At 63.7% G+C, this 26,968-nt stretch carries 23 protein-coding genes; 11 read left to right on the plus strand and 12 right to left on the minus strand.

Annotated features, from left to right (window positions below; translation table 11 throughout):
- Positions 1 to 3 precede the first annotated feature (3 nt).
- The 7 genes from KMZ29_RS19835 to KMZ29_RS19865 form a co-directional block, all read right to left on the minus strand.
- A complete protein-coding gene (locus KMZ29_RS19835; RefSeq protein WP_215620813.1) occupies positions 4 to 1,209 on the minus strand; it encodes a CaiB/BaiF CoA transferase family protein in 1,206 nt (401 codons plus the stop codon).
- A 177-nt stretch (positions 1,210 to 1,386) separates the two neighbouring features.
- A complete protein-coding gene (gene uxuA, locus KMZ29_RS19840; protein WP_215620814.1) occupies positions 1,387 to 2,586 on the minus strand; it encodes a mannonate dehydratase in 1,200 nt (399 codons plus the stop codon).
- A 42-nt stretch (positions 2,587 to 2,628) separates the two neighbouring features.
- Positions 2,629 to 3,678, minus strand: a complete 1,050-nt coding sequence (locus KMZ29_RS19845) for an L-idonate 5-dehydrogenase (protein WP_215620815.1) — start codon at positions 3,676 to 3,678, stop codon at positions 2,629 to 2,631.
- Positions 3,675 to 5,081 carry a TRAP transporter large permease gene (locus KMZ29_RS19850; RefSeq protein WP_215620816.1) on the minus strand — a complete coding sequence of 469 codons (1,407 nt, stop codon included), beginning with the start codon at positions 5,079 to 5,081 and terminating at the stop codon, positions 3,675 to 3,677. The genes KMZ29_RS19845 and KMZ29_RS19850 overlap by 4 nt, the downstream gene beginning before the upstream one ends.
- A 4-nt stretch (positions 5,082 to 5,085) precedes the next feature.
- The gene (locus tag KMZ29_RS19855) at positions 5,086 to 5,664 is read right to left on the minus strand and encodes a TRAP transporter small permease (RefSeq protein WP_215620817.1); all 579 of its coding nucleotides are present in this window, start codon (positions 5,662 to 5,664) and stop codon (positions 5,086 to 5,088) included.
- 112 nt (positions 5,665 to 5,776) lie between these two features.
- Positions 5,777 to 6,685, minus strand: a complete 909-nt coding sequence (locus KMZ29_RS19860; protein ID WP_369810143.1) for a sialic acid TRAP transporter substrate-binding protein SiaP — start codon at positions 6,683 to 6,685, stop codon at positions 5,777 to 5,779.
- A 189-nt stretch (positions 6,686 to 6,874) separates the two neighbouring features.
- Complete coding sequence (locus KMZ29_RS19865; protein WP_215620819.1) at positions 6,875 to 7,612, minus strand: FadR/GntR family transcriptional regulator; 738 nt, start codon at positions 7,610 to 7,612, stop codon at positions 6,875 to 6,877.
- A gap of 180 nt (positions 7,613 to 7,792) precedes the next feature.
- On the opposite strand from KMZ29_RS19865, the gene KMZ29_RS19870 reads away from it, so the two are divergent.
- From KMZ29_RS19870 to ppsA, 4 genes are all read left to right on the plus strand, one after another.
- The gene (locus KMZ29_RS19870) at positions 7,793 to 9,250 is read left to right on the plus strand and encodes a mannitol dehydrogenase family protein (RefSeq protein WP_215620820.1); all 1,458 of its coding nucleotides are present in this window, start codon (positions 7,793 to 7,795) and stop codon (positions 9,248 to 9,250) included.
- 98 nt (positions 9,251 to 9,348) lie between these two features.
- Positions 9,349 to 10,611 carry an efflux RND transporter periplasmic adaptor subunit gene (locus tag KMZ29_RS19875; protein ID WP_215620821.1) on the plus strand — a complete coding sequence of 421 codons (1,263 nt, stop codon included), beginning with the start codon at positions 9,349 to 9,351 and terminating at the stop codon, positions 10,609 to 10,611.
- Between the two features lie 32 nt (positions 10,612 to 10,643).
- Positions 10,644 to 12,761 (plus strand): ABC transporter permease, encoded by a 2,118-nt coding sequence (locus KMZ29_RS19880; RefSeq protein WP_215620822.1) that lies wholly within the window; start codon positions 10,644 to 10,646, stop codon positions 12,759 to 12,761.
- Between the two features lie 56 nt (positions 12,762 to 12,817).
- The gene (gene ppsA, locus KMZ29_RS19885) at positions 12,818 to 15,229 is read left to right on the plus strand and encodes a phosphoenolpyruvate synthase (RefSeq protein ID WP_215620823.1); all 2,412 of its coding nucleotides are present in this window, start codon (positions 12,818 to 12,820) and stop codon (positions 15,227 to 15,229) included.
- Positions 15,230 to 15,424: 195 nt separating this feature from the next.
- On the opposite strand, the gene KMZ29_RS19890 is transcribed toward ppsA, so the two are convergent.
- A complete protein-coding gene (locus tag KMZ29_RS19890; protein WP_215620824.1) occupies positions 15,425 to 16,762 on the minus strand; it encodes a glycoside hydrolase 5 family protein in 1,338 nt (445 codons plus the stop codon).
- A 143-nt stretch (positions 16,763 to 16,905) separates the two neighbouring features.
- Here KMZ29_RS19890 and KMZ29_RS19895 point away from each other — a divergent pair, with 143 nt between their 5' ends.
- The 5 genes from KMZ29_RS19895 (at position 16,906) to KMZ29_RS19915 (ending at position 21,694) form a co-directional block, all read left to right on the plus strand.
- On the plus strand, positions 16,906 to 18,285 hold the full coding sequence (locus KMZ29_RS19895; protein WP_215620825.1) for a GH1 family beta-glucosidase: 1,380 nt from the start codon (positions 16,906 to 16,908) through the stop codon (positions 18,283 to 18,285).
- Positions 18,282 to 19,262: a glucokinase gene (glk, locus tag KMZ29_RS19900; RefSeq protein WP_215620826.1), complete on the plus strand. Its 981-nt coding sequence runs from the start codon at positions 18,282 to 18,284 to the stop codon at positions 19,260 to 19,262. The genes KMZ29_RS19895 and glk overlap by 4 nt, the downstream gene beginning before the upstream one ends.
- A complete protein-coding gene (locus tag KMZ29_RS19905; RefSeq protein ID WP_249779737.1) occupies positions 19,255 to 20,211 on the plus strand; it encodes a 1-phosphofructokinase family hexose kinase in 957 nt (318 codons plus the stop codon). Before glk ends, KMZ29_RS19905 begins: the two co-directional genes overlap by 8 nt.
- Positions 20,208 to 21,296, plus strand: a complete 1,089-nt coding sequence (locus KMZ29_RS19910; RefSeq protein WP_215620828.1) for an SbmA/BacA-like family transporter — start codon at positions 20,208 to 20,210, stop codon at positions 21,294 to 21,296. The genes KMZ29_RS19905 and KMZ29_RS19910 overlap by 4 nt, the downstream gene beginning before the upstream one ends.
- Positions 21,297 to 21,409: 113 nt before the next feature.
- Positions 21,410 to 21,694 carry a YARHG domain-containing protein gene (locus tag KMZ29_RS19915; RefSeq protein WP_369810036.1) on the plus strand — a complete coding sequence of 95 codons (285 nt, stop codon included), beginning with the start codon at positions 21,410 to 21,412 and terminating at the stop codon, positions 21,692 to 21,694.
- Between the two features lie 254 nt (positions 21,695 to 21,948).
- Here KMZ29_RS19915 and KMZ29_RS19920 read toward each other — a convergent pair whose 3' ends face one another.
- The gene (locus tag KMZ29_RS19920; protein WP_215620829.1) at positions 21,949 to 22,146 is read right to left on the minus strand and encodes a hypothetical protein; all 198 of its coding nucleotides are present in this window, start codon (positions 22,144 to 22,146) and stop codon (positions 21,949 to 21,951) included.
- 217 nt (positions 22,147 to 22,363) lie between these two features.
- Between KMZ29_RS19920 and KMZ29_RS19925 the strand changes: the two genes are divergently transcribed.
- Positions 22,364 to 23,161 carry an SDR family NAD(P)-dependent oxidoreductase gene (locus KMZ29_RS19925; RefSeq protein WP_215620830.1) on the plus strand — a complete coding sequence of 266 codons (798 nt, stop codon included), beginning with the start codon at positions 22,364 to 22,366 and terminating at the stop codon, positions 23,159 to 23,161.
- Positions 23,162 to 23,237: 76 nt separating this feature from the next.
- On the opposite strand, the gene KMZ29_RS19930 is transcribed toward KMZ29_RS19925, so the two are convergent.
- Entirely contained in the window at positions 23,238 to 24,206 is a 969-nt protein-coding gene (locus KMZ29_RS19930) for an NAD-dependent epimerase/dehydratase family protein (RefSeq protein WP_305855113.1), read from the minus strand.
- Between the two features lie 228 nt (positions 24,207 to 24,434).
- Positions 24,435 to 25,508 carry a YeiH family protein gene (locus KMZ29_RS19935; RefSeq protein ID WP_215620832.1) on the minus strand — a complete coding sequence of 358 codons (1,074 nt, stop codon included), beginning with the start codon at positions 25,506 to 25,508 and terminating at the stop codon, positions 24,435 to 24,437.
- Positions 25,509 to 25,594: 86 nt separating this feature from the next.
- Between KMZ29_RS19935 and KMZ29_RS19940 the strand changes: the two genes are divergently transcribed.
- Positions 25,595 to 26,524, plus strand: coding sequence for a LysR substrate-binding domain-containing protein (locus tag KMZ29_RS19940; protein WP_215620833.1), 930 nt, complete (start codon positions 25,595 to 25,597; stop codon positions 26,522 to 26,524).
- Here the strand turns inward: KMZ29_RS19940 and KMZ29_RS19945 are convergent.
- Positions 26,514 to 26,738 carry a hypothetical protein gene (locus KMZ29_RS19945; protein WP_215620834.1) on the minus strand — a complete coding sequence of 75 codons (225 nt, stop codon included), beginning with the start codon at positions 26,736 to 26,738 and terminating at the stop codon, positions 26,514 to 26,516. The two genes, KMZ29_RS19940 and KMZ29_RS19945, sit on opposite strands and share 11 nt — an antisense overlap.
- Between the last annotated feature and the right edge of the window lie 230 nt (positions 26,739 to 26,968).

Genomic DNA, 26,968 nt, shown 5'->3' on the forward strand with positions numbered 1-26,968 from the left:
GGTCTAGCGTTGCGAGGTGCGCACGATGCCGGCGCCGATCAAACTGTCGATGGCAGCTGAATCGAATCCGGCATCGAGCAGCACCTCGCGGCTGTCGGCGCCGATGTCCGGCGCGGGCCGCAAATCATCCTCGGACAGCCCCGCGATGCCCGGCGTGCGCGCGGCATATACCGGCCCGACGCCGGGGGTGTCCTGGCAGACCGCGGCCTTGGTGGCCTCGACATGAACATTGTGCAGCCAGTCGCCGGGGGTGAGGATCCGCTCGGCGAGCACGTCGGCCGCATGAAGCCGGCCGAGCCAGGTCTCGGTGGATTGCGACAGGAAAACTTCGCGAAGCTGCGCCATCAGCGCGTCGGCCGAGTCGGCGCGCTTGGCGAAGTCGGCAAAGCGCGGATCGCTGGCGAGGTCGTCGCGTCCGATCGCCGCGCACAGGCGCTTGTACTGCGGCTCGTTCACCAGCGTGACCATCATCCAGCCGTCGCCGGTCCGATAGGAGCCCGCCGGCACGTTGAGCGCACGCGGGGCGCCGCCTTCCAGCACATATTCGGCGGCCTTGTGGCCGAGCAGCGCGGCAGTTGATTGCGCGAGGTTGACGTCGATCCAGCGGCCGGTCCCGACGCTGGCGCGGGCGAACAGCGCGGTGGCGATGGCCTGGAACGCGTAAACTCCAGTGGCGACGTCGGAGATGGTGGTGCCGACCCGGTGCGGAATGCTGTCGTTGCCGACATTGACCGAGACCAGGCCGGAAAAGGCCTGCGCCACCGAATCCGAACCCGGACGCCTGGCATAGGGGCCGTCCTGCCCGAAGCCAGAGACCGAGAGATAGATCAGGCCCGCATTGTCCTTCGCCAGCGCCTCATAGCCGATCCCGAGCCGGGCGGCGACGCCGGGCCGGAAACCCTCGATCAGGACGTCGCAATCAAGAGCGAGCCGTTTGGCAATGGCGATCCCCTGCTCCGACTTAAGGTCAAGGCACAGGCTCCGCTTGCCGCGGTTATAGACGGCCGACAGCGCCGTATGACTGCCATAGGTCGTGCCGAGGTAGCGCGACCAGTCGCCCTCGGGCGGCTCGACTTTGATGACGTCAGCCCCGTAGACGCCGAGCAGCATCGCGCAATAGGGCGATGCGATGCCCTGCCCGAAGTCCAGAACCCGCAAGCCGCGATAAGGCGCCTCGTGCGTCGGCGTCATCCTGCGTTCGATCGTCATTTTCTTGTTGTTCTCGAGCCCCGGGGATTGCCGTCAAAGCGGGCGGGCAAAGAGAAGAGGATGGCTCCAGATGAGTCAAGCACGTACAGGCCACCGGACGCATGCAAGCGGTCGGGGAATCGGCTTCATCCCGCAGGCCGAAATTTTTCCAAAACGGGATCTATCTGCAAGCGACGGTCAGCCGCGATCGGCATACTCGATGGCGCGGATGGCGCCGCGCAGTTCGGCGAGGCCGCGCAGCCTACCGATCGCGGTATAGCCGGGATTGGTCCGCTTCGACGGGGCGAGATCGTCGAGCATGCGATGGCCGTGATCGGGCCGGAACACGATCTGGTCGGCAACCGTGCGACGCCGGTTTTCCGCGAGCAGCGCCTTCAGCACCGCTATCATGTCGACGTCGCCGTCGAGATGATCGGCCTCGAAGAACGACAGGCCGTCGGCTTCCCGTTTCGTCGCCCGCAGGTGAGCAAAGCCGATGCGCGGTGCGAACCGCTTCGCCATCGCGGGAAGGTCGTTTTCCGCGCGGACGCCGAGCGAGCCGGTGCACAGGCAGATGCCGTTGGCCTTCGAGGGCACGGCATCGAACAGCGCCTGATAGTCCTCCGCGGTCGAAGCGATCCGCGGCAGGCCGAACAACGAGCGCGGCGGATCGTCGGGATGCAGCGTCAGCGTCACGCCGAGCGCTTCGGCAACCGGCGCGACGCGCGCCAGAAATTCGATCAGATGCCGGCGCAGCACCGGCGAGGTGATACCGCGATACTGTTCGAGCCTGTCGCGGAACTGCGGAATCGAGAGCGCATCGGTGGTCGAGCCGGGCAAGGCGCTGGCGATCACCATCACCAGATAATCGATGTCCGCCAGGCTCATCGCCTCATAAACCTGCTTCGCCCGCGCCTGCGCAGCCGGCGAATAGTCCGCGGCCGCGCCCGGCCGTTGCAGAATGTGCAGATCGAAGGCGGCAAACCGGTTCTGATCGAAACGCAGCGCGCGGGCGCCGTTCGCCAGCTCCCATTCGAGGTCGGTGCGGCACCAGTCGACCACCGGCATGAAATTGTAGCAGACGATCCCGATGCCGGCTGCGGCCACCGCCTCCAGGCTGGCGATCCACGCCTCGATCGAGCGCGTGGCCCTGCCGCCGAGCCGCTTGACGTCGTCAGGCACCGGGATCGATTCCACCACCGACCAGACCAGCGGCGTGCGGCCGGGCTGCCCGTTCTCGATGATCTGCTTGCGCTCCGCTACGGCCTGGCGCGTCCAGGCTTCGCCGATCGGCATCTGGTGCAGCGCCGTAACGACATCGGTTGCACCGGCCTGCCGGATGTCATCGAGCGATACGGGATCGTCAGGCCCGTACCAGCGCCATCCCTGCAGCATCATCTGCTATTCTCCTCCATGCTCTCCGGCGGTTCGACCGCGCAATCAATACGCGGTCAGCACCACCTTGACGCTCTGCGAACGATCGAGCGCCAGCCGCATGGCGTCGGGCGCGGCGGCCAGCGGACGCTCGGCCGTCACCAATGCCATCACGTCGACGTTGCCGTCGGAGATCAGCTCGACCGCGGTCATGAATTCGGACCCGAACCGGAACGAGCCTCTGAGATCGATCTCCTTGGCCATCACCGCATTCGCGGGCACCGGGATCTGGCCGCCCGGCAGGTTGCCGATCTGGACCACGATGCCGCCGCGCCGGACAATGCCGATGGCGCCGGCAAGGGCCGCCGCCGTCCCGGAGACTTCGAACGCGACGTCAAACGGGCGCGCCGCGGCCTGCGCCTTCAATCCGTCATCGCCGCCGGAGACATCGACGACATGATCGGCGCCGAGCCGGCTGGCGAATGCCAGCGGCGCCGCCGCAATATCGACGACGGTGACTTCGGCAATCCCGGCGCGACGTGCCGCCAGCATGGTGAGCAGGCCGATCGGGCCCGCGCCGAACAGCACCGCACTCTTGCCGCTGATTTCGCCGGCGCGGGCGACCGCGTGCAGGCAGACCGCTAGAGGCTCGGCAAGCGCCGCAGCTTGGTACGGCACATGATCCGGGATCTTCACGCACTGCTCCGGAACGGCATCGAAGGTGGTGGCGAAACCGCCCTGCATGTGCGGGGTCTTCGACGCCGAGCCCATGAAGAAGATGTTTCCGCAAAGATTGAGTCGGCCCTCGCGGCACGGCGTGCAGTGGCCGCACCAGCGCGACGGGTTGACGGCGACACGGTCGCCGATCTTCAGCCCGGCCGCGCCGCCCGCGATCTCGATGACCTCGCCCGCGATTTCGTGGCCGAGCACGAGCGGCGAAGTGACGACGAAGTCTCCGGTGCGGGCATGGCGGAAGTAATGCATGTCCGATCCGCAAATGCCGCCCGCGCCGAATCGAATGCGCACCATGCCGGGCGTAAGGCGGTCGAGCGGCCGCTCGACCATGCGCAGGTCTTCCGCTCCGAACAAAGTTGCGGCCAAAGCCATCGATGTCATTTTGCAAGCCCCATGTATTTCGGCAACCAAAGCGTCAGGTCCGGGATATAGGTGATGGCGGCCAGCGCCAGCAGCAGCGGCACCAGCCACGGCAGGATCGCCATCGTCGTGCGCTCTACCGAGAGCCTGGCGACGCGCGCAAGCACGAACAACACCATGCCGAGCGGCGGGTGCAGCAGGCCGATCATCAGGTTCAGCGTCATGATCAAACCGAAATGGATCGGATCGATGCCGAGCTTGAGGACGATCGGCAGCAGGATGGGAACCAGGATGGTGATCGCCGCGATGGTGTCGATGAAACATCCGACGACCAGGATGAGAATGTTGGCGAGCAGCAGGAACACCCATTTGTTCTGCGTCAGTCCGAGTATCGCATCGGTCATGATCTGCGCGGCCTGCGAGACGGTCAGAAGCCAGGCAAAGATCGAGGCCGCCGTGACGATGAACAGGACCGATGCCGTCGTCTCGATGGTGTCGAACGTGGCCTTGGCGACCGTCTGCAGGGTCATGGTGCGATAGCGCACCAGCCCGAGAAACAGCGACCAGATCACGGCTGCGACCGCAGCCTCCGTCGGCGTGAACCAGCCGAGCGTCATGCCGCCGATCAGGATGACCGGCGCCATCAGCGCCATCACGGCGGAGAAATCGAAATACCAGTCGATCAGCAGCAACACCGCGAGCCCGACACCGATCGAGACGTTGGTCGAAACCCCGGCGACGGTCAGCAGCCAGACCGCGAGCGGAAAGCTGACGACGATCGCGATCTCGGTAGCCGCCGATCCGAGCTGCGGCCACGAGAACGGCGAGTCGCTGCCCCAGCCGTTCTTGTGAGCGAAATACGCAACCGTCACCATCATGAACAGCGTCATCATGACGCCGGGAATGACGCCCCCGAGGAACAGCGCGCCGATCGAGACGTTCGCCATCATGCCGTAGATCACGAACGGCAGCGACGGCGGAATGATCGGGCCCAGCGTCGCCGAGGCGGCCGTTACACCGACGGAAAACTCCGTGGAGTAGCCGTGATCCTTCATCGCCTTGATTTCGATGGTGCCGAGGCCCGCGGCGTCCGCGATCGCGGTGCCCGACATGCCTGAAAAGATCACCGATCCGATGATGTTGACGTGGCCGAGACCGCCGCGCATCCAGCCCACCAGCGCAACCGCAAACTTGTAGATGCGGCCGGTTACTCCGGCGATGTTCATGAGGTTGCCGGCAAGAATGAAGAACGGCACGGCCAGCAACGGAAAGCTCTCGACGCCGGCGATCATGCGCTGCGCCAGCGTCACATCTGGCGTTATGCCCGTAACGAGAATGTACAGCAGCGACGACGTCGCCATCGCCAACGCGACCGGAAGGCCGACCAGCATCAATATCAGAAACGCCCCGAGCAGAAGCAGCATCGCGTCACCCTTCCGTTCCGTCGAATGCACCGGGGCGCTCCAGGATCGAGTAACCGCGCCGCCAGTTGTCGACGGCGATCTGGATCGATCGCGCAAACATCATCACGAAGCCGAGCAGCACGATGTAGTAGACGAAGCCCTTCGGTAACTTGATCGTCGTCATCCGCTCGTCGGCAACGACCTGGATGAACAGCCAGACCAGCTTGATCGCATACCCGAAGAAGGCGATCCGGATCAGGTCGATTGCGGTCGAGAGAGCGCGCGCCGGCAGCCGCGGCAAATAGCGGAACAAGAGGTCGACCTGGATATGCCGCGACAGGCGCACGCACATGGCCGAGCCGAGAAAGACCACGCCGATCAGGCAATAGGTCGCGATCTCCTCGGTCCAGGCGTAGCTGTCGTTGAGAACATAGCGGGTGAAGAACTGCAGAAAGACGCAGAGCGCCATGATCCAGAAGATCGCCAGCGCCAGCCAGTCCTCGATGGCATATTGCCCAAGATCGACCTTGGGTATCGCCTCTTCCTCGAAGGTATGGGCTATCTCGTCTGCCGTAATCTGCTTGTGCACTTCGGCCGTCGACATGGAGATCTCTTTGTATGATGAAATTCAGCTGACACGGCCGTGCATCGTCCCGGCCTCGCATTCACGCCTCTCCCCGCAGACTGCGGGAAGAGGCGGAAGCGGAATACCGCGATTACTTGATGGCCTGGATCCGATCCCAGTCGGATTTGCGGTAATCGAAGCTCTCGAAGCTCGTCGTCTTGATCACCGTGTCGCGAAACTCGTTCTTGTCGATCTCGGTGACGGTGAGGCCTTTCTGCTTGAAGAAATCGACCAGTTTGGCCTCCTTCTCCTTGATCTCCTGCGTTGCCTTCGCCGCCGCCTCCTGCGCGACGTCGGTGAAGATCCTGCGGTCCTCGTCGGAGAGCTTCTTCCACAGGCCGCCCGCAACCACGGTATTGAGGTGGTCGACGATATGGCCGGTCAGCACGATGTGCTTCTGGACTTCGTAGAATTTCTTCGCCTCGATGGTGGTGAGCGGATTTTCCTGGGCTTCCACGGTGCCGTTCTGCAGGGCGAGATAGACCTCGGCAAAAGCGATCGGGGCGGTGTTGGCGCCGCAGGCGCGCGGCATCGCCAGATAGGCCGGAACATCCGGCACCCGCATCTTGAGACCCTTCATGTCGGCGCAGGTCTTGATCGCGCGGTTCGACGAGGTGTGGCGCACGCCGTAATAGGTGACCGCCACGATGTGATGGCCGCTCTTGTCCTCATAGCCCTTCGTAAGCTCCTTGAAGACGTCGCTCTTGGTGTAGGCCAGAAGATGATCCGCGTCGCGGAAGGTGTAGGGATAATAGGTGACGCCGATCGGCGGGAAACTCTTTGCCGCGAAGCTCGAGCCGGAAATGATGATATCGACCGAGCCAAGCGACAGACCCTGATTGATGTCGGTTTCCTTGCCGAGCTGTGAGGCCGGATAGACGTCGATCTGATAGCGTCCGCTGGTCCGCTTGCCGATCTCCTGCGCGGCCCATACCGAAGCGGTGTGGAACGGCTCCGACGTCTCGTAGACGTGGGCCCATTTCAGTTTGGTCTGGGCCATGCCGACATTGGTCGCCGCCACCAGCGCCGCTGCCGATGCGGCCAATACAGTCACTACTCTCTTCAACACGACAATTTCCTCCGTTGTTACATTTTGCTTTGTTACTCAACCGGTTCGGGATTTCGCCGAACCGCCCGAATGATGTTTTCAACGCGCCCGCCGCTGGTGGCGCGCGTCCGCCACAACTTCTCAGCCGCTCCCGATTGAAGCGCGCGATGGGGAGGCAGTCTCCGCCCCGAAACTCTGGGCAAATCGTTCCTGCGAACGAGCCAGATGGCGGCGCATCGCGATCCGCGCGGCCTCGGGATCGTGTGCCGCAATGGCGTCGCGGATCGCGTGATGCTCGGCGAGCGCGGCCCGCCACGACTCCGGATTCTCGAAATAGTGCGCCAGTTTGGCGAAGTAGGGATTGAGGCGCTGGTCGAACAGTTCGCCGACGACGCGGACCAGCACTGCGTTGTCGAGGCATCCCGTCACCGCAACATGGAAAGCGCGATCATGGATCATCGATCCTTCGCCGGGATGCGGCACCGTCGCCATCGCCGTCAGCGAGGCGTCGATACGCTCGATATCCTCAGGTCTGGCCACCCGCGCAGCCTGCTCGGCGATCGCACCTTCGATGAATTCGCGGGCCCGCAATACTTCGAACGGCCCTTCGATGGTGGCGGACGCCGGCAAAGGTGAAGCGAGTGCCGCCGGTTCGATGACATAAATCCCTGAGCCGACACGGATGCGAACCCTGCCCTCGACTTCCAGCGCAATCAGCGCTTCGCGCACCGTCGGCCGCGACACCTTCAACTGTTCGGCGAGATCCCGTTCGGTCGGCAGCCGGCTCCCGACGGCGTATTCACCGCTGTCGATGAGAGCGCGCAGTTGATCGGCAATCTGGCGATAGAGGCGCCGCGCCTCCACGGCTTCGAGCGGCACGCTGGTCTCCCTGAAACGAGTCCTCTCGGCAGATCCGCGCCGTCCTGCTTTCCAGCTCGGAACACGGCCGGCCTTATTCGGTATATTGGCCTTACCAATTGACCAAAAGATTGACGGGAAAAGCCCTCTGTGTCAAGCCAACGGCGAAAATCCCGGTTTCAACCCCGATAGGAGGCAATTTTGCGCCTCTCGAACGCCAGCCTCGACCGCCTACCAGGCCATGTCCGCCGCCCCGGCTATGACCGCGCGCGGGTCACGCCTGGCATCGTCCATCTGGGCGTGGGCGCCTTCCATCGGGCCCACCAGGCTGTGTTCATCGACGACCTTCTTGCCGGCGGGGCGACCAATTGGGGAATCGTCGGCGCCAGCCTGAGAAATTCAGACACGCACGACGCGCTCGCCCCGCAGGACGGCCTCTACACGGTCGCGATCCAATCCGGCGCGGCCACCGAGCACCGGGTGGTCGGCTCGATCATCAAGACCGAGGTCGCCAAGGCGAACCCCGCGCGCTTGATCGCACGCATGGCCGATCCGGCGACGCGGATCGTGTCGCTCACCATCACCGAGAAAGGATACTGCCACACGCCGCAAACCGGCGAACTGAACGAACGCCATCCCGATATCGTTCACGACCTGGAAAATCCAGATGCGCCGCGGTCGGCCGCCGGATTCATCGTCGCCGCGCTTTCGCGCAGGAAGGCTTCAGGCGCAGCGCCGTTCACCGTGCTGTGCTGCGACAACCTCCCGGCCAACGGCCATACCGTCGGGCGAATTGTGAAGCGGTTCGCCGCCTTGAAGTCGCCGGAACTCGGCAATTGGATTGCCGGCGAGGTCGCCTTCCCTTCAACCATGGTTGACCGGATCGTGCCCGAGACGACCGACGCCGACCGCGCCGACGTCTCCGTTGCGCTTGGCATGGCCGACGCGTGGCCGGTGGTCACGGAACCCTTTACACAATGGATCGTCGAAGACCGCTTTCCGGCCGGCCGGCCGGATTTCGCGGCCGCCGGCGTGCAGCTCGTCGCAGACGTCACGCCGTTCGAGCAGATGAAGCTGCGGCTGCTCAACGGCAGTCACTCGGCGCTGGCCTATCTCGGCTATCTCGCGGGCTACGAGACCATCGCTGCCACCATGGCCGACAGTCGTTTCGCGGCCTATGCCCGACAATTGATGGAAGAAGCGGCGGTGACGCTGACGGTACCGGCCGGAACCGATCTTTCGGCATACAGTGCAACGCTCCTGGAGCGCTTTTCGAATCCAGCCCTGCATCATCATAACGCGCAGATTGCGATGGATGGATCGCAGAAGCTTCCGCAGCGACTGCTCGGAACGTTGCGCGACCGCTTGATGCTGGGCCTGCCGATCGAGACGCATGCACTCGCGGTGGCGGGCTGGATGCGCTACGTCACGGGCGTGGACGAACTAGGGCGGGAGATAGATGTGCGCGACCCGATTGCGCCGGAACTGGCGGCCGCAGCAAGGATGGCCGGTCCGGTTGCAGACCGGCTGGCCCCCGCGCTGCTGGACGTCAGCCCGGTGTTCGGCACGCTGGGAGCCGATCCGCGCGTGCGCAAGGCAGTCACCGATGCACTCGCACGGCTCCACGATTTGGGTGCATCGCGGGCCGTGCAGGCATGACGGCCCGTCGCGGAACTTGATCCCAATCAACAGTCCGGGCCCGGTCGTCGGCTAGCTTTTTGCGCTCAATGCCATGAGCCGCCCGGAGCCAACGCAAAATGAACAAGCAGCTCGGCACTGCTGCAACCGAAGGCAAGGAAGCTTTGCCGCCTCCGCCGGGTGAACAGCCGGTGAGGCAACCGCCGGCGCCACGACGCTTCGCCCGGCACGGCATCGTCATTGCGATCGCAGTGCTGCTGCTGCTTGCTGCTGCCGGCGGCGCCTGGTGGTCGATCGGCAGCGGCGACACGGTCCGGTACGAGACGGCGCCGGTGACGACCGGCAGGATCGCCCGCGGCGTCAATGCCACCGGCACGGTCAATCCGGAACTGACGATCATCGTCGGAACCTATGTCTCCGGCGTCATCCAGGAATTGCACTGCGATTACAACACCGAAGTGAAGCGCGGACAAATCTGCGCCAGGATCGACGGACGCCCGTACCAGAGCATTGTCGATCAGGCGAGGGCCAATCTCGCCGTCGCACGAGCCCAGCTGGAGAAGGACAAGGCATCGCTGGAATACGCCAAGCTGGCGTTCGATCGCATGGCGTCGCTGGTCAAGACCAATGCCGTATCGAAGGATGCCTACGACAACGCCCACAGCACATACGACCAGGCCGTCGCCCAGATCACATTTGACGAAGCCACGATTCAGCAGCGTCAGGCTGTGCTCGACGCGGCGCAGGTCAATCTCGATTACACCAAAATCATCTCGCCGGTGGATGGCACCGTGGTTTCGCGCAACGTCACGATCGGACAGACCGTCGCAGCCAGTTTCCAGACTCCCACCCTGTTCCTGATCGCAACCGACCTGACCAAAATGCAGGTCGACGCCAATGTCAGCGAAAGCGACATCGGCGGCATCAAGCAGGGCAACAAGGCAACGTTCACCGTCGACGCCTATCCCAAACGTGCATTCGACGGCACCGTGACCCAGGTTCGTCAGTCCCCGCAAACCGTGCAGAACGTCGTCACCTACGACGTCGTGGTCAGCGTCAATAATTCGGATCTGGCACTCAAGCCGGGCCTGACTGCCGCAACGCGGATCCTGATCGATCAGCGCAATGACGTGCTCCGCATTCCCAATCAGGCGTTGCGTTATGTCCCGGCTGGAAAAGTTCTGCGCGAGACGGGACCGGCGCGTGTCTGGGTGCTCCGCGACGGGGTTCTGACGCCGGTTCAGGTGACCACCGGTCTCGACGACGACGAATTGACCGAGGTGGTCAAGGGCGACCTCAAGCCGGGCGACAAGGTGATCGTCGGCGAAGTGCGCAATAATTCGGGCAGCACGCGTTCCGGCGTGCCGCGACCGCGACTCTGATTGCAGCGACGACGAAGCGGCGATGGACTGAAATGGCGGAGCCGGTCATCAGGATCGAAGGGGTGTCGCGGACATATCATGTCGGCGATATCGACGTTCATGCGCTTCGCGAGGTCAGCCTGACGGTCGAACGTGGCGAGTTCATCGCCATCATGGGCGCTTCCGGATCGGGCAAGTCGACGCTGATGTCGATCCTCGGCTGCCTCGACCGGCCGAGCGGCGGCCATTACTGGTTCGAAGGCATCGACGTGGCGCAGCTTGCCGAGCCCGACCTCGCGGGCCTGCGCAGCGAGCGGCTGGGTTTCGTATTCCAGAGCTTCAACCTGCTGCCGCGCACCAGCGCCATCGACAACGTCGCCCTGCCGCTGCTGTATGCGATGTCCGCCCAGGGCCATGCGCGGGTGCGCTTCGAGCGGGCGCGCACGGTGCTGGACCAGCTCGGGCTGCGCGACCGCGAGCGCAACACGCCCGGCCAGCTCTCCGGCGGGCAGCAGCAGCGCGTCGCCATCGCGCGGGCGCTGATCAACCGGCCGAGCCTGCTGCTGGCGGACGAGCCGACCGGCAATCTCGATACCGGCAATTCCCATGAGATCATGCAGACGCTGAGTTCGCTCAACCGCGAACAGGGCGTCACCATCATCGTGGTGACCCACGAGTCCGACGTTGCTGCTTTTGCGGATCGCGTGCTGACCATGCGCGACGGCCAGATCATCTCGGACGTGAAGAAGTCGAGGCCGGTGACGGCGTCCGGGCCAGAAGGCGCTGCCGGAGCGGCTGCGGCGAAACCGGCGCTGCCCTCCCCGGCCGCGGCGCCGCCATCCTATGCCGGATCGTCCGGCGCATCATGGCCGTTCGCCTGGATGGTGATGACGGCGGCGGCGGAAGCGATCTGGCGCAACAAGATGCGCTCGGCGCTGACCATGCTCGGGGTCTTCATCGGCGTCGCCGCCCTGATCGTGATGGTGTCGGTCGGCCAGGGCGCCAACGAGGCCGTGCGCAAGGAGATCGCACGACTTGGCACCAACCTCGTGGTGATCGTGCCGGGCGCCGCCACTCGCGGAGGTGCCCGCGGCGGATTCGGAAGCGCATCGACACTGACAGTTGCCGACGTCCGCGCGATCCTGCAGGAAGCGACCGCCGTCGGCGAGGTGGGTTATCTGATCCGCCAGTCCGGCCAGATCCGGTTTGCCAGCCAGAACTGGACCACCGGCATTCAGGGCGTGAGCTTCAACTACCCTCCGATGACGAACTGGCGGATCGCCTCCGGGCGGGCGATCACGGCAGAGGACGAGCGAAGCGCCGGGCTTGTCGTCGTCCTTGGAGAGACCGTGCGCCGGGAATTGTTCGGCGCCTCCCAGAACCCGATCGGCGCCCTGGTTCAGGTCAAGGGCGTCTCGCTGCGGGTGATCGGGGTTCTCGAATCAAAGGGACAGACATCCTTTGGACAGGACCAGGACGATCTGATCATGGTTCCGTTCACGACCGCCGAGCGCAAGATCATCGGCGTTGCGGCGCCGAGCCAGCAAACGCCCATCAACTGGATTTATCCGACGCCGCCCAATCCTTACGGGCTGCAACCGCGCCTGACCGGATTTGTGAATCAGATCTACGTCCAGGCGGTGGACCAGAACGCCATTCAGGCAGCCATCAACCAGTCCACCGACATCCTGGCGCGCCGCCACCGCGTCCGGCCAGGCACGCCGAATGATTTCTCGGTCCGCAATCTCAGCCAGATCGCCGAGACCGCCGAGGGCAGTAGCCGCATCATGGCGCTCCTGCTGGCGGCGGTGGCGTCGATATCGCTTGTCGTCGGCGGCATCGGCATCATGAACATCCTGCTGGTGTCGGTGACGGAGCGAACCCGTGAAATCGGGCTGCGGATGGCGATCGGGGCCCGCCGGCTGCACGTGCTGCTGCAGTTTCTGGCCGAGGCGGTATTCATTAGCGTCAGCGGCGGCATCGTCGGAATTGTCATCGGCGCGGCGCTTTCGGTCGCCGTTTCGGCCATCACCGGATGGCCGGCGCCGATATCGATGACGGCGATTGCCGGCGGATTCCTGTTTTCGGCGGCGGTCGGCATCTTCTTTGGCTATTATCCGGCGCGCAAGGCCGCCCGGCTCGATCCGATCGAGGCGCTGCGATATGAGTGAGGAAGCTGCTTGACCTTGCTCAATACCGGGCAACCCCGGCCTGATTTACTGGCACCATGGCAAACTATATCAGGTCTTTTCTCGAAATCGGACTGGACGACGTCGGGCTGGTCGGCGGCAAGACCGCCTCGCTCGGCGAGTTGTACTCGGCGCTCGCCTCGCAAGGGGTCACCGTGCCCAACGGCTTTGCCATCACGGCCGACGCCTATCGCGATGCGCTGACGCAACCCGGCGTCGCGGACGAGCTGCATCACCTGCTCGACGGCCTCGACAAGCGCAAGATCAAACAGCTGGCAACTACCGCTGCCAAGGCCCGCGCCGTCATCTACCGGGCGATGGATACGGCGCCGATCCGCGAGCAGATCGCGGAAGCCTATCGGCAGCTGGAACGGGAAGCCGGGAAAGGCGTCGCCGTCGCGGTGCGCAGTTCGGCGACGGCGGAAGACCTGCCGACCGCGAGCTTTGCCGGCCAGCATGAAAGCTACCTCAATGTGCGCGGCGCGAAGGAGCTGTTCGAGGCCTGCCGGCGCTGCTTTGCCTCGATTTTCACCGATCGCGCGATTTCCTACCGCATCGACAACGGCTTCGATCACTTCAAGGTCGCCCTCTCCGTTGCCGTGATGAAGATGGTCCGCTCGGATATCGGAGCCAGCGGCGTGATCTTCACGCTCGATACCGAATCCGGATTCCGCGATGTGGTGTTCGTCACCGGCTGTTACGGCCTCGGCGAAACCATCGTCCAGGGTCAGGTCGATCCCGACGAGTTCTATGTTCACAAGCCGACGCTGGCCCAGGGCTTTCGCCGGGTGCTGCGGCGGCGGCTCGGCGGCAAGCAGCTCCGCATGATCTACGGCAAACGCGGCGGCAGCCATGCGACGCTGACCCGGAAAGTACCGGACGCCGAGCGGCGGAAATTCTGCATTAGCGATGCCGAGGTGTTGAATCTGGCCGACTTTGCCGTACGGATCGAGGCGCATTATTCGAAGCATGCCGGCAGGCCGATGCCGATGGATATCGAATGGGCCAAGGACGGCGCCGACGGCAAGCTCTACATCATTCAGGCGCGGCCCGAGACGGTGGCCTCGCAGCGTTCGCCTGACGTCTACGAGACCTATGTGCTGAAGGGACGCGGCGCCGTCGTCGTCACCGGCCGCGCGGTCGGCGAAAAGATCGCCGCCGGCCGCACGCGCCGCATTGCAGGCGCGCGGGACCTCTCCAATTTCAAGCCGGGCGAGATCCTGGTCGCGCCGGCGACCAGTCCGGACTGGGAGCCGATCATGAAGATCGCGGCCGGCATCATCACCGACAAGGGCGGCCGCACCTGCCATGCGGCCATCGTGGCACGCGAGCTCGGCATTCCCGCCGTGGTGGGCGCGACCCACGCCACCGAGAAGCTGAAGACCGGAACCAATGTCACGATCTCCTGCGCCGAGGGCGACATTGGCAGCGTCTATCAGGGGACGGTGGCTTTCGACGTCACGCGCACGCCGGTGAGCGAGCTGAAGCAGCCGCGCACCGCGATCATGGTCAATGTCGGCACCCCCGAAATGGCTTTCCGGACCGCGATGCAGCCGCAAGGCGGCGTCGGCCTTGCCCGCATGGAGTTCATCATCAGCGAGCATATCGGCGTGCACCCGATGGCGCTGCTCAAGCCCGGCAAGATCGCCTCGGCCAAGGCGAAGGCCGCGATCGCCCGCCTGGTCCAGGGTTACAAGACTCCAGCCGATTTCTTCATCGAGAGGCTCTCGGAAGGCGTCGGCACCATTGCCGCGGCGTTCTATCCCAAGCCGGTGATCGTGCGTCTGTCCGACTTCAAGACCAATGAATATGCCAGCCTGCTCGGCGGCGAGGCGTTCGAGCCCAAGGAAGAGAACCCGATGCTGGGGTTCCGAGGTGCTTCCCGTTACAGCCACCCGGCCTACGCGGAAGGGTTTGCGCTGGAATGCGCTGCGCTGCGCCGGGTGCGCGAAGAGATGGGTCTTTCCAATCTGCGCATCATGGTGCCGTTCTGCCGGACTGCCGAGGAAGGCAAGCGCGTGATCGCGACGATGGCGGCCAATGGCCTCAAGCGCGGCGAGAACGAGCTGGAGATCTACGTGATGTGCGAGATTCCGAACAACGTCATTCAGATCGACGCATTCTCGCAATTATTCGACGGCTTTTCGATCGGCTCCAACGATCTTACCCAGCTGACGCTGGGGGTCGACCGCGATTCCGATATCGTCGCCTTCGATTTCGACGAACGCGATCCCGGCATGCTGGAGATGTTCAGACTGGCGGTGACGGGCGCCAAGCGCAACGGGCGGCACGTCGGCATCTGCGGCGAAGCGCCGGCAAATTACCCGGAGATCGCGCGTTACCTGACCCAGCTCGGCATAGATTCGATCAGCGTCAATCCATCGAGCGTGTTTCGCACCATGGCGGCAGTGGTCGAGGCCGAAGCGGGTCCGGCGAAGGCCGGGGTTTGATGGCGTCAGACAGCTTCGCCTTCATCCTTCGAGACGCGGCCAACGGGTCCGCGCGAAGCGCGGCCCTATGATAAACTCCGGCGCCGCTCATCAGGATGAGGTCCTCTACCCCTCGTGGGGAGGAGCGCGGCAACGCCGCACGTCTCGAACCATGGGGCCGTGCGCGAACATGGTTCTACCCAACCGGAAAGAGCTCTAATCGCGCAGGGCGCCTGCGGCGTGGATTTGCTCGGCCGCGGCATTGACCCTGGTCATGGTTTCAGTGAGCTCGGCATAGACGTTGTCTTCGATGGTCACGGTGCCGTAGTTGGAATCTTCACCGTCAAAGCGCCCCTCCGCCGGCTGATCGGCATGCTCGAACCAGTGATAGCCAACCACCGACGGCTTGCGTAGCGCCGTCGTCACGTAGAGCTCGAAGCACTTGGCGCGCTCGGTCTGGCTGGCCACCCGGGGACCGGCGCCGCGGCTGTTGGGCAGGCCGGCATCGTCGCCGCGGAAGGAAAATTCGGAAATCAGGCACGGCTTGCCGGTGGCCGCATAGGCATCGATCAGCGCGCTCGCTTCGATCTCGTAGCAATTGAACGAGATCACGTCGAGGTAGCGGCCGGCCGCCGCGATCACGCGTGAATGCGGCTCATAGCCGAAGCGGGAGCCGATCACGAGATGATTGGGATCGGCGGCCTTGATGGCGGAGACGCAGACGTCGAAATATTGCTCGGCGACCACGGAAACGAAGGCGTCGCAGTCCGCGGAAAATGCCGCACGGACGGGATCGGCGAGGTTAGCCTTGGCCTCAAGCATGTCGTTCAGCCCGCCGGCCGGCAATCGGGTGAACGGCGCTTCGATACGTGCCATCGTGGCAAGTTCCTCCCAGGATCGCGCCGGCGTCCGCCAGATTGAATTGAACTGGGAGAATTCCCGATAGCGCTCCTGTAACCTCTCGGTAGCCGCGGCGCGGCCGGGACGGTGCGACGGCAGGTTGAGAAACAGGGTCAGAACCTCGTCGCCGCCGCGCCAATCGGGCGACCAGTACAACTCATTGTCGATGAAGGTGCCGAGCAACCCGGCTTCGTGACATCGCGTTGAGCAATGATCGTTCGCTCTTTCCCGGATGTGAGCTGAAAACGCGGGATCAAAGACATCGGGAAAGATCTGGTCGCGCCGGTGGCGCTTGAACGAGGCGCCGAGCTCATTGGTCGGCGCGGTCGCGAGCGGCAATGAGCCCGCATGGGCGACGAGTTCGTCCGACCAGCAGCCGAGCGTGTTGAATTTCCAGCTCGCCAGCCGGTCGGCCACCGCCCCGCGCCAGACGTGCTGGCTGCCGTATTTCTTCCGGCACGCATCCGCGTAGGGTATCCGGCCGGTATCCCCGACATGGTCCGCGTCGAGGCGGACATTGTTCACGCCCTTGGACAGAAAGCGGCCGCCGTCCGGATCGACCAGCCAGAACACCCCGTCACGCTCCTCAACGCGGAAGAAGCCGCTTCCGCGGAAGCAGTCATCGGCAATTCCACCCCATCTGGTTCTTTGCAATCCGACACCCCAACGGCACAATAACAGCGAATCATTTGTCGCATCGGCAGCCCGAAAGCGCTTGATATAGCTCAAGATCGTCCGGACGTCGGCCTGCCTAATGCTGCCAGGCCACGCACTCTGCCTGGAGGGAAGGGTTAGCAGTGAATTCGAACGAAAATTCAACCGGCGATCAAGCGAGCCACCCTACGCCGGTAGCGGACCTGCCTTCCACAGCCAGCTTGCGTCCGGATTTCGTCTGGGGGGTCTCCACCTCGAGCTTCCAGATCGAGGGCGCCACGAAAGAAGACGGGCGCGGGCTGAGCATCTGGGACGTCTACTGCCAAAACGGAGAAATCAGGAATCGCGACACCGGCGATGTCGCCTGCGACCACTACCATCGCTACCGGGAGGATGTTGCGCTGATGCAGCGTCTGGGCGTTCAGGCCTACCGGTTTTCGGTAGCCTGGCCGCGCGTGCTGCCGCAGGGCCGAGGGCCGGTCAACGAGCCGGGCCTCGCCTTCTACGAACGGCTGATTGACGAACTCCACGCCGCCGGCATCGAGCCGTGGCTGTGCCTCTATCACTGGGACCTGCCGCAGGCGCTGGAGGATCTTGGCGGCTGGCAGAACCGGGAGGCGGTAAAGTGGTTTGCCGACTACGCGGCGCTGATCGCCGCGCGTCTCGGGGATCGCGTCAAGCGCTTTGCGACGTTCAACGAACCGTCGATCTTCAATCTGTTCAGCCGCTCGCTGGGCAAGGGCGACCGCAGCAGTGAGGACGCGCTTTACCGGGCGACGCATCACGTCAACCTCGCCCATGGCGCAGCGGTGGACGTGCTGCGCGAGGTTCCCGGCGCCTCCATCGGGTGCATTCACAATCTTCAGCCGTGCTGGCCTTCCAGCGCGAGCGAAGCCGATGCGGCCGCGGCGGCGCGCCTCGATCTCTACTGGAACCACGCCTTCCCCGATGTGCAATGCCGCGGCGAGTATCCGCCGGCGATGCGGCCTGCGATCGAGCCGCATATGCAAACGGGCGATCTCAAGCGTATTTGCCGCCCCGTCGACTGGTTCGGCCTCAATCATTACAGCCCGGTCTACACCAAGGCAGACTCCACCGCGATGCTGGGCTACGACTTCGGCGACAAGCCGGCCGGCGTTCCGCTGACGCCGATCGGATGGCCGATCGATCCCGAAGCCTTCGGCGAGACGCTGCGCCTCGCTCATGAGAGCTATCGCCTGCCGATCTATGTTCTTGAAAACGGGCTGGGCAATTTCGACAAGCCTAACGAGACGGGAGCCGTCGTCGATCCGGACCGGGTCGCATTTCTGCGCCGCTATATCGGGGCGATGAATGATACCGCCGCCGCAGGCGTCGATGTGAGGGGTTATTTCGTCTGGTCGCTGCTCGACAATTTCGAATGGATGTCGGGGTACGACGAACGATTCGGAATCACCTACGTCGATTATGGTTCGCAGCGGCGCATTCCAAAATCATCGTTCCACTGGTACGCGGATCTGATCAGGACGGTGCGGCGACGATGAAAGCGGCCTCCACACTCACCGGCCAAGGGGTGTTATTGGCCGACATCGGCGGGACCAATGCGCGCTTCGCGCTGCTGGCCGAAGGAACGATCGGCATGATTGCCCATATGGCGGTCAGCAAGTACGGCAGCTTCCGCGAGGCGCTCGACGCGTATCTCGGCGGTTTGCCGCAACGTGATACGATCAGCGCCGCCATTCTTGCCGCTGCCGGCGTGGTCCGGAACGGGCACTGCGCTCTCACCAACAATTCCTGGGTGGTCGACGCCGCCGAGTTGCGCGCGGCTTACGGATTTTCAAGCGTGCGCCTGCTCAATGATTTCGAGGCCGTGGCGTGGGCCCTGCCCCACCTTCCCCCGGAACAACTGCGCCCGCTGGGCGGCCGGCAACCGCTCGCAGGTGTGCCACTGGCGGCGCTCGGCCCCGGCACCGGCCTCGGCATGGCCGTCACCATACCGCACGCCACCGGGCACCTCGTGCTTTCGAGCGAGGGCGGCCATTCGACCATGGCCGCGAACTCGCCGCGCGAGGACGCCGTCATCGCCTGGCTGCGGCAGCGATCGGGCCATGTCTCGGCCGAACACGTCCTCTCCGGGCATGGCCTGGAAGATCTCCACGAGGCGCTGGCTGCGCTGGACAACATCGCGCTGCCGAGGCGCCGCGCCGCCGAGATCACCCGGGCCGGCATCGAAGGGACCTGCGCGACCAGCCGCGCCGCCGTCGACATGTTCTGCGCGATGCTCGGGACGGTTGCCGGCAATCTCGCGCTGACGTTAGGTGCAAGGGGGGGAATATTCATCGCCGGAGGCATCTTGCGTCACATGCCTGATTATCTTGCCCGCTCGCAGTTTCGCGCGCGCTTCGAGGCCAAGGGCCGGCTTCGCGGCTATCTCGAACCGATACCGGCCTGGCTCATTCTGGATGAGGATGCCGCATTCACCGGCCTGCGTGCATTGGCGGAGGTCGAAGGCATTGGCTGAAATCCCATCGACAGGAATCGTTACCCTCACCATCAATCCCGCCGTCGACGTCTCGACGTCGGTGAAGAAAATGGTGCCTTTCACCAAGATGCGCTGCGCGCAGGCCCAGCGCGATCCCGGCGGCGGCGGCATCAACGTCGCCCGGGTTCTCAAGCGGTTGGGCATCGAGGTCTCGGCCATCTACCCGGCCGGCGGCGCCACCGGAAAACTGCTGGGCACCCTGGTTGAACGCGAGAGTGTGCGGAGCGTCCTGATCCCGGCGGAGAATGAGACGCGTGAGGATCTCACGATTTTCGACGAGGCCACCCGCGAGCAATATCGCCTGGTGTTCCCGGGAGCGCCGCTCAACGATCTCGAGTGGAAGGAATGCCTGGCATCGCTCGCCCGCATCAAGCCGCCGCCGGCCTTCGTCATCGCCAGCGGCAGCCTGCCTGCCGGCGTGCCGGATGATTTCTACGGCCGGGTCGCGCAGGCCTCGAAGGCGCACAGCAAGGTCATCGTGGATACTTCCGGCCCGCTCCTGAAGGCGGCCCTGCAACAGGGAGTCTATCTGATCAAGCCCAACCTTCACGAGTTTCAGGATCTGACCGGGATCGCCGCTTCCGACGATGCCGCGCTGATCGAGGCCGGGCAGCGCCTGATCGCTCTCGGCCAGGTCGAGGTGATTGCGCTCTCTCTGGGGCCGGACGGCGCCCTTCTCATCACCCGTGATCTGGCGATGCGCGCCAACGGTCTTCCGATTAAACCGGTCAGCGTGTCCGGCGCCGGCGACAGCTTTCTGGGGGCCATGGTCTGGAGCCTGGTCAACGATGGCAGTCTGGAAAACGCGCTGCGCTTCGGGGTGGCCGGCGGTTCGGCCGCGCTGCTCAGTCCCGGGACGGAACTGTGCAAGCCGGAGGACATGCATCGGCTGGCTGCGGAAGTGACGGTAAGGCCGATTACCCCATGAACGACGTCAGCTACATAGCGCCCAGCGAAGAGCGCCTGCTTTCCCGCTTCTGGCGAAGCGCGCGCGGCTTCTGGAGCGGCGCGTCGGCGCCGTGGGCCTGGCTGCTGACGGTGCTGCTGATCGCAATCGTGCTGCTGCAACTGTTGACCCAGTACTCGCTGAATTTCTGGAACCGCGATTTCTTCAATGCGGTGGAACGGAAGGATGGCGCCGAGCTGTTGAGGCAGGCCTTGCGGTTCGCGCCGCTGGCCGCGGCCAGCCTGGCGCTCGCGGTGTTCTCGGTCTGGGGCCGCATGACCCTGCAACGGAAATGGCGGGAATGGCTGAGCCACCGCCTCTACGACTATTGGCTGGAAAAGGACCGCTATGCCCGACTGCGGTTCATGCCGGGCGAGCACCAGGCTCCGGAATATCGCATCGCCGAGGACGCCAGGGTCGCAACCGATCTGCCCGTCGACCTCGTGCTCGGACTGTTCTCCTCGCTCATCACCGGAATCACCTTTATCGGCATTCTCTGGACGGTAGGAGGCAATCTGGCCATTGACGGGTTCGGCATCGAAATTCCCGGCTACCTCGTCATTGCGGTCATCGTCTACTCGATACTCGTCGCGGGTGCGATGATGCTGATCGGCCGCCGCTTGACGCATGTGCTGGAGGAAAACAAGCGGACAGAAGCGGAGCTGAGGGCAATTGGAACCCATATCCGCGAGAGCGGCGAAGGCAAGGCGTTGCCGGATGAGACGAAAGACGGGCTTCGCGCCGTCGGCGCGGCGCTGCAGGCGGTGATCGACATATGGCTGGAATATTGCTGGCAACTGATGCGCCTCACCGTGGTCACGCACTCGAATTCACTGCTGGCACCGGTTGTCGGCTTGCTGCTCTGCATGCCGAAATATGTCGCCGGAACGATGCTGCTCGGCGAGGTCGTTCAGGCGGCTGCAGCCTTTGTCGTGGTACAGGGCGCATGCAACTGGTTCACAGACAACTATACGCGCATTGCGGATTGGGCCGCCTCCGCCAACCGCGTCGCATCGCTCCTCCTTGCGCTGGACCAGGTCGACCAATCCGGCCCAACCGCAACCTGATCGTTGGCGGACGGATCGGCCGCGCCAGGTTGCCTCATTGATTCAGCGCAAGGCGGTCCTTGCGATCGCCCCGTAAATGAACGCATCATCTGTTACAGAAAGAGGCGACTGCCATGAAGATCAGGACTCAGCGGTGCATGATTGCCGCACTGGTTGTTGCGGCTTCCGGCGTCGGCACTATCTCGGCTGCAAGCGCCCAGAGCTGTCAGGAGCTGTGGGTCGAGCGCAATTCCTACTACAAGGAAGCCGGCTATTGCTTCAAGACATCGAGGGCGATTTCCTATTTCGGCAATGGTGGCTGCATCTATGACATCGAGGCCAGCGTGCCGCTGCCGCGAGAAATCCGCGCCCGCATCGCCGAGATCACCCGGATCGAACGGCGCATGGGGTGCAATTGATAGTGCCCTGTCTTCGTCGAGGAGCGGGAGCCCTTCTCGTCGTCCTCGCCTGCGCCATCGGCGGCAAGGCCGTCGCTGCGCCGGCCTGGAACAGGCCCGCACTTCCGGCGGCGCTCAGATTTTCGTCATGCAATACGACCAGCGCGACTTCTGCTTCGCGATCGCATGTCCCGGCAACAAGCTGCAGCTCGTCAATATTTCACCCGGCGGCGGCCCCTTCGGTAATCCCGACTTCGGTGCGAACGGCCGCGTCGCTACACTGACCGTGGGCCAGCAAGTATTTTACCCATCGGCGCGGTTGGCACGCCGGGCTTGGCGGAGAGCTTGTAGTTCGCGCAGTAACCGCTTGGACCGATGAAATAGCGCCGGCAATGCGCCTCGTTGCAACCGGGATCGATGGTCTTGAAGATGAAATGGCGGCCGTCCGGGTCGTAATAGAATCCTTCAGGCATGTACGAGACGGCAAGGTAGCCGGACGCGGACCGTTCGCCGCTGCTGCCAAAGATTGTCGTCCTGCATTTTATAAGTCTAGAATGGCATCATGGCCGACCTTGATCCTGGTCAACACCGTCCCTGCCCCTGAACAAATTGCCTCTGAACCCTGTCGAAATAGGCCTACCGGCTCCCAAATTGCCGTCCAGCTCCATCGCCTGAAAGGACGTATCAACCATGAACCTCGACCTCACCGGGAAGCTCGCGCTGGTCACGGGATCGACGCGCGGCATCGGGCTCGCCACGGCCACGGGGCTCGCGCAGATGGGGGCGGAAGTCATCATCAATGGGCGCGAAGCCGCCTCGGTTGTGGGGGCAATGGCCAAAATCAAGCAGGCGGCGCCGGCCGCCAAGGCGCATGCGGCGGCGTTCGATCTCGGCGGCGCCGCGGGCTGCGCCGGGCTGACAGCGCAATTTCCGGAAGTCGACATTCTCGTCAACAATCTCGGCATCTACGAGCCGGGCGCGTTTTTCGACATCGAGGACGACGCCTGGACCAGGATGTTCGAAGTCAACGTCATGAGCGGCGTGCGGCTGACCCGGCACTACCTGAAGCGCATGCTGGAACACAAGGACTGGGGCCGTGTCGTGTTCGTCTCCTCTGAATCCGCGATATTCGTGCCGAAGGAGATGATTCATTACGGCTTCTCGAAAGCTGCCCAGCTCTATGTCGCGCGCGGCGCCGCCGAGCAGACCAAGGCCACCAACATCACGGTCAACTCGGTATTGCCCGGCCCGACCTGGGTCGAGATGGCGCCGGTCCGCCTTGCCGCGCGCGCCGAGGGCATGGGAACCACCATCGACGATCTCGCCGCCAGAACCTTCACCGAACGGCGGCCGGCGTCGCTGCTGCAGCGCTACGCCACGCCGGAAGAAGTGGCCAACCTGATCTGCTACGTCTGCTCGAAGGCGTCAAGCGCGACCAACGGCGCCGCACTGCGCGTCGACGGCGGCATCGTCACCAACCCGTTTTGAGGCTCAGGCGCAGGTAGCCATTGCAGAATGGCGGTCAGACATGCGGCAAGTCATGACACGGCTACCCGCATTTTGTTCAGACGCCGTGATAGCCACGATACCAGTCGACAAAGCGGCGTAGTCCCTCGGATAGCGGTGTTGATGGAGAAAATCCGACATCGCGCTTTAGCGCTGAAATATCGGCACAGGTATCGAGCACGTCGCCAGCCTGCATCGGACGAAAATCGCGGATCGCCGGCTTGCCGATGATACCTTCGAGCGTTGCGACGAAATCCAACAGTTTGACCGGCTGATTATTGCCGATGTTGTAGACGCGGTATGGCGCCGAACTGGTGGCGGCTTCCGGCCGCTCCGGATTCCAGGTCGGATCGGGTGCCGCCGGCCGATCGAGTGTGCGCAGCACGCCTTCGGCGATATCATCCACATAGGTGAAATCGCGCCGCATGTTTCCATTATTGAAAATCCGGATCGGCGTGTTCTCGAAGATCGCGCGCGTAAAGAGATAGACCGCCATATCGGGCCGGCCCCAGGGGCCATAGACCGTGAAGAAACGAAGCCCCGTGACCGGCAGGCCGTGAACATGCGCAAAGGTGTGCGCCATCAACTCGTTCGCCTTCTTGCTGGCCGCGTAGAGACTGACGGGATGATCGACCGGCTGGTGCGTCGCATACGGCAGAGTGCGATTGGCGCCATAGACGGAACTCGATGAAGCATAGACCAGGTGTTTGACTTCATGACGACAGCTGTATTCCAGCACGCAGACGAAGGCGTCGCAGTTGGCGCGAATGCAGGCGAAGGGATCGTCGATCGAGGCGCGCACGCCCGGCTGCGCGGCCAGATGCACCACGCGATCCGGCCTAACGGCATCGAAGATGGCTTCGGTGGCCCTGGGATCGGCGAGATCGGATTCGTAGAAGCCGAAGCCCGCGTGCTGCTTCAGATAATTCAGCCGGGCACGCTTCAGGGCCGGATCGTAATAAGGCGTAAGCGAGTCGACGCCGACCACCGCTTCGCCGCGCGCAAGCAGGCGCTCGCAGACCTGCATGCCGATGAAACCGGCAGCCCCCGTGACAAGAACAGCTTTCGACGCCAACGCCGTCTCCTCTACCGATCTCCTGCTGCAGATGCCAGAGTGCGGAAGCGGAGGCAAGTGAACGTTCACCCGACTCGTCGCTAACGCTCGACCTGCCGATCTATCCCAACTGTATTGGCACGGTTGATCAGCAAACCGTGCCCGGGCGAGAGGAGCATTGCGCCTTTTCAAACCTTTGCATCAGGCCGCGGCAACGAAGCGAACCAGGCAAAGGCTGATGACGAGAAGAAACAACAAGGACAGCGTCACCGCCGCGGTGACCTTGCCTCCGACGCGACCGATGACGCGCAGGTCGACGCCGAGGCCGAGCGCCGCCATCGACATGACGGTCAGGATGCCGGCCGTCTTCTGGATCGGGAAGACCGCCGCGTCCGGCATCCAGGACAGCGAGCGGAATGTCGCCAGCACGAAGAACGCCACAATGAACCACGGCACAGCCTGAAAGAAGCTGTTCCGCCGCGAACCGCCCGGCGCGTGATCGCCGCGGAGGCCTCGCGCTGCGACCGCAATGCATGCGACGACCGGGCCGAGCATCATCACCCGTATCAATTTGACCAGCGTGCCGACTTGCGTGCTCACGAGGCCTGCCGGGACTGTCGCCGCGAGCACCTGCGGCACCGCGTAAACGGCCATTCCGGCCAGAATGCCGTACTGGGTTTCCGAGAGCTGCAGAAGCGGGATCAGCAGCGGCAAGCCCAGCACCACGATGACGCCCAGCACTGCGGTAAAGGAAATCGAGGAGGCGACATCGTCGGTGCTGGCCCCAATCGCCGGCGCGACCGCGGCAATCGCCGAATTGCCGCAAATCGAGTTGCCGCAAGCGATCAGGATCGAAAGCCGAACCGGCAGGCCAAGCGATCGGCTGATGCCGAAGGAGACCACAAGCGAAAGGATCACCAGCGCGACGACCGAAACCAGCAGGGCAAAGCCCGAGGCGCCGACCGCAGCAAAGGTGAGCGAGGCTCCGAGCAGCGCGACGGCGACCTCCAGCAATTGCTTGGCGCTGAAGGCGATCCCGGCGCGCCAGCGGCGGCCCGGTTCCCAGAGTGTGCGGATGGCCGTGCCGAGCAGAATGGCGATCACGATGGCTTCGACGTAGGGGTGCCCAACGAGCCTCTCTTCGACCGCCTGTATCGTCACCGCCGCAAGCGTGACCAAGGCGCAAAGCGCTATCCCCCAAAACAAGGGGACGGCTTTTCCGATCGTTCCGGCAGGGAGCCTGACTTCGTCAGGAGAATCGATCCGATTTGGCACGCCAATTCCTTCAAAGAGAAGGAATTATGCGCTAAGCCAGCCAGAATGGATAATATCGTTTCAGAATAGCCGGATAGAAAGAGGTTATGTCCCTCAACCTTCATCTGCTTCGCATGTTCGCCGCCGTCGTTCGCAGCGGAAGCTTTTCGAAGGCTGCTGAAATACTCAATGTCAGCCAACCCGCGATCTCCAAGGGAGTTCGGGACTTCGAGCTCCAGGTCGGCTGCCGATTGCTCAATCGCTCTCCCAAGGGCGTGGTGCCGACCCCGGAAGGGCTCGCGCTGTCCCAGCGCGCCGAGGCGCTGTTCGCGATCGAGCGCGCGGCCGAGGAAGAGCTGTCCGCCGTGCGGGGGTTGCACAACGGCTCGCTGAGGATCGGCGCCAGCACGACGATCGCCACCTACATGATCCCTCGATATCTCGGCGCATTTCACCGGGCCTATCCGGGCGTCGACCTCCATCTCATCAGCGCCAACACCCGCGACATCGCCGAACAAATGGTTGCGCAGGACATCGACATCGGCCTGGTGGAGGGTCCGGTCGACGACAGGAATCTGATCGCGGAACCCTGGCGTACCGACGTCATGAAGCTCATCGCCGCGCCCGACCATGCATTCTCCGCGGCGACCGGACCGATCGATCCCAAGCAATTGGAAAATGAAGTCTTGATCGTCCGCGAGCCAGGCTCAGGATCCCGCGAGGTGGTGACGCAGGCCCTCGCCGCCCGCGGCATCGAACCGCTCCGGACCCTGGAAATCGGCAGCACCGCGGCGATCAAGCAGGTCGTAGCCGCCGGTCTCGGCATCGCGATCGTATCGGCCGTCACGGTGAAGGATCAGGTGCAGCTCGGGCGCCTGAAAGTGCTCGATCTGCGCGACATGACGATCGAACGCACCTTGTGGCAATTGAAGCAGCCCGGCAGGGTCGCCATGCCCGCGGCCCGCGCCTTTGAAAAAATGCTGCTCGATCGTTCGGCTTTTCCCGACGAAAGATTGAATCAGGCTGCTAGCGCGTGACCGCCTGTTTCACGTCGGTTGCGGTACCGACTTCAAAAGCCGGCGCCGCCGGATAGTAGATGACCCGGACAGACACGATAATGATGACGAGCAGCCAGAACAGGTATTGGCCGACGCGGCTCAGCATCGCCGACGCCGCCTTTGCCGTCTCGGACTTACCACCCGCGGCATCCGGCAACACCTCACCATAAGCGTCGAATTTCTCGGTCAACATCGCTGCTCCGGCATCGTTCCTGCGATGATTTATGTCGCAAGACCGGCCGCCTGAACAATAGTCGGAACTTTCAATGTTCGACCGATAACGACTGCTTTGTTTCGAGTCTTGGACCTCCACAGATAGTTTTGATATCCCGATCCCGGGATCAGCGCGAACAGGCACGGGCGAAACCCGGAGAATCCACCAAGCGCTCCGTCGATGACTAAGCGCGGCCAACTGCTATTCCG

It is taken from the genome of Bradyrhizobium sediminis, from assembly GCF_018736085.1.
GTDB classification, from domain to species: Bacteria; Pseudomonadota; Alphaproteobacteria; order Rhizobiales; family Xanthobacteraceae; genus Bradyrhizobium; species Bradyrhizobium sediminis.